Origin of the sequence: Legionella tunisiensis (assembly GCF_000308315.1) — a bacterium.
Lineage (GTDB): Bacteria > Pseudomonadota > Gammaproteobacteria > Legionellales > Legionellaceae > Tatlockia > Tatlockia tunisiensis.
In genome coordinates, this window is sequence record NZ_CALJ01000013.1 from 1 (window position 1) to 2,429 (window position 2,429).

The following is a 2,429-nucleotide window of genomic DNA, read 5'->3' on the forward strand; positions in this document are numbered from 1 at the left end:
TTGAAATCAATAAATTACCAAAAAAAGGAAAATTAGTAGAAAGTCACCGAATGAAATTATCCTTTAATTTTGGCGAAGTTGTATACTTTATGACCTTCCAAATGTTAATTTCTATTTGGAATTTACAAAATGACGGAAATAAAATATTTCAGACACTAATCGATAATATTGGTTTAATAATAATAGATGAAGGACATTATGAGCCAGCCCATAAATGGGCGTCTTGTATTCGAAAATTCAAACAATCATCAAAACTTATATTTACCGCCACACCCTATCGTAATGATTTTAGAGAGTTTGATATATCAAAAAACCATATTTATTTTTGTTCATATAAAACAGCATTGTCCAAACAATACGTCCGCAAAGTGGAGTTATTGAGCTCACCAAATGCACTTAATGAAAATGATTTCACAAATATTTTTTAAATGAATTTATGAGATTACGAGAAGAAGGGAAAATTAAAACCACTTCTAAAGCTATATTAAGATGCGATAATCACCTATCTATTAAAAAATAGCAGCAATTCTGACAAAGAAAAAATAAATTTTCTAGCAATACATGAGCAATTTAAACATGAAAAAGAACCTTTATTAATTTCATCTGTACCAGAAGAAATCGAAAATAATCCAGCGATTGTTTGGGTACATCAATATAAGTTAATGGAAGGAGTCGATGCTCCATCGTTTCAGTTTATTGGATGTTTTAATAGTCATCAAAATACTAGACAACTAATACAAGAAATTGGAAGAGGATTGAGGAGAACTGACTCAATAAATGAAGATGAAATTTTATACTACTTAGATAATGAAAATGGCAAATCCTTTCATCGTTGGGAGCGATATATAAAACTGGATACTTATATCGATCATAATCATTCGAAATTAATTTTAAACATTAAAGAAACGCAAGAAAATATTTTAGCGTTATACCCCGAATTTATATACATTTTTAATGAAATTAGAGAAAGAGCTAAATTTGATGAAATTGAACCTGAAGAAGATATTTTGTTACCTTTAAAATGCAATGTATATCTTTATGATGATTTAGATTTAAATTATACTTTTAGCCTAATGGAAAGCCATCTATCTAATATTGATAGAATAACCTACAAACTTAAAAGTGAGAATAATCGTCAAATATGTGTTTTACATACAGGCATAAATCAAAATAAATACCTTAAACATCATTTGTTACCTGAGAATAATGCTGAAATAATATTTATCTATCAAATAGAGCCATATTTATTTGTTTTGACAATACCAATATAATAAGAACTATTTTAATAGCTAACGCATTAGCAACCCCCCTCAATGAGGAGCAATTAAAGAAAACAATATCTTCAAGTAAAAAGTAAAATTAGGCAAGTTGCTTTACAAAATTTAAGTCAGAATTTAATGTCTATCCAAAAAAGGAGCTGCAGGCACTGAACCTCTTAGATGTAACAACTTCGTTAGATGATTTCAGCCACTCCTGTACCAAGATTCTTGGATATACATTCGATAATAATATATTTAATGACCAATCAGAGTACCTCAAAAGATACATAGGTTTCAAAAATGCCACCGTTATACAGGATTCATCTTGTAGATATAAATTAAATGAATATAGACAATGGGCTAGTTTTTTAAAAGAAATAATCTCTTCATCCAGAAAAACTAGGTTATTTCGATAGATTTGCCATTACGTCAAATCCTAAAAGGAACTCAAACCATTAAGTATCTTACTATTTATAAATGAATTTCTTGAAGAATTTGACTATATGGAGAAATTTAATACTGAGCCGGATGATTATTTTTGCTGTCCAATAAATGACGATAAATTTTTAATTAGACTTTACAAAAAGGATTATACATTCACTATAAACTATACAAAATCACAAAAATTTAATTTGTCTTGTGATGACTTTGATTTGGATTTTCAACCCAAAGATAATTTGTCATACAGTTCTGCCTCATCGTTCTTTAACCTTAATCAATCATTTTCAATAATATATACTGATATGAAATATGTATATTTACATGGAAATATTTACGAACCAGAAATTAAACTAGGCAAAAAATATGATGAGAATCAATTTGATATTTTATCACTCTTATACGGTCTCAATATTTTAAATGCAGAGCATATTAAGGATGAAAAAGGTACCAAAGTAGATGAAGTAAATGGGAGTAAAAAGTGGGCGGATGGAAGCCTATTTAGATTAATTTCAGATTTGAAAATTGATAACTCGATTTGCACTAATGACATCAATTATTTCATATGTGATGATCTTGGAACTGAAATAGCAGATTTCCTTTTATGTACAAATAAAAAAGTTATTTTTCTTCATGCAAAATATGGTAAAGGAAGTAAAATTTCTGCCAGTAAACTTCATGAAGTTTGCTCTCAAGCAATAAAAATATCTCATACTTATCACCATTCAATCA

The 2,429-nt window shown here is 28.4% G+C and carries 3 protein-coding genes; all 3 read left to right on the top strand.

The features are described 5' to 3' along the window. The coding region (locus BN58_RS20880) for a DEAD/DEAH box helicase family protein (protein WP_040915973.1) at positions 1-428 on the top strand (428 nt) is incomplete at its 5' end. Positions 429-662: 234 nt separating this feature from the next. Continuing rightward, positions 663-1,271 (top strand): DEAD/DEAH box helicase, encoded by a 609-nt coding sequence (locus BN58_RS00855; protein WP_019215221.1) that lies wholly within the window; start codon positions 663-665, stop codon positions 1,269-1,271. Between the two features lie 491 nt (positions 1,272-1,762). Continuing rightward, positions 1,763-2,429 (top strand): hypothetical protein (locus tag BN58_RS20885; RefSeq protein ID WP_040915974.1); only part of this gene is annotated, 667 nt, incomplete at its 3' end.

Coding starts and splice junctions, on each gene's coding strand:
- BN58_RS00855 (WP_019215221.1), top strand. CDS start 663: ATGGAAGGAGTCGATGCTCCATCGTTTCAGTTTATTGGATGTTTTAAT.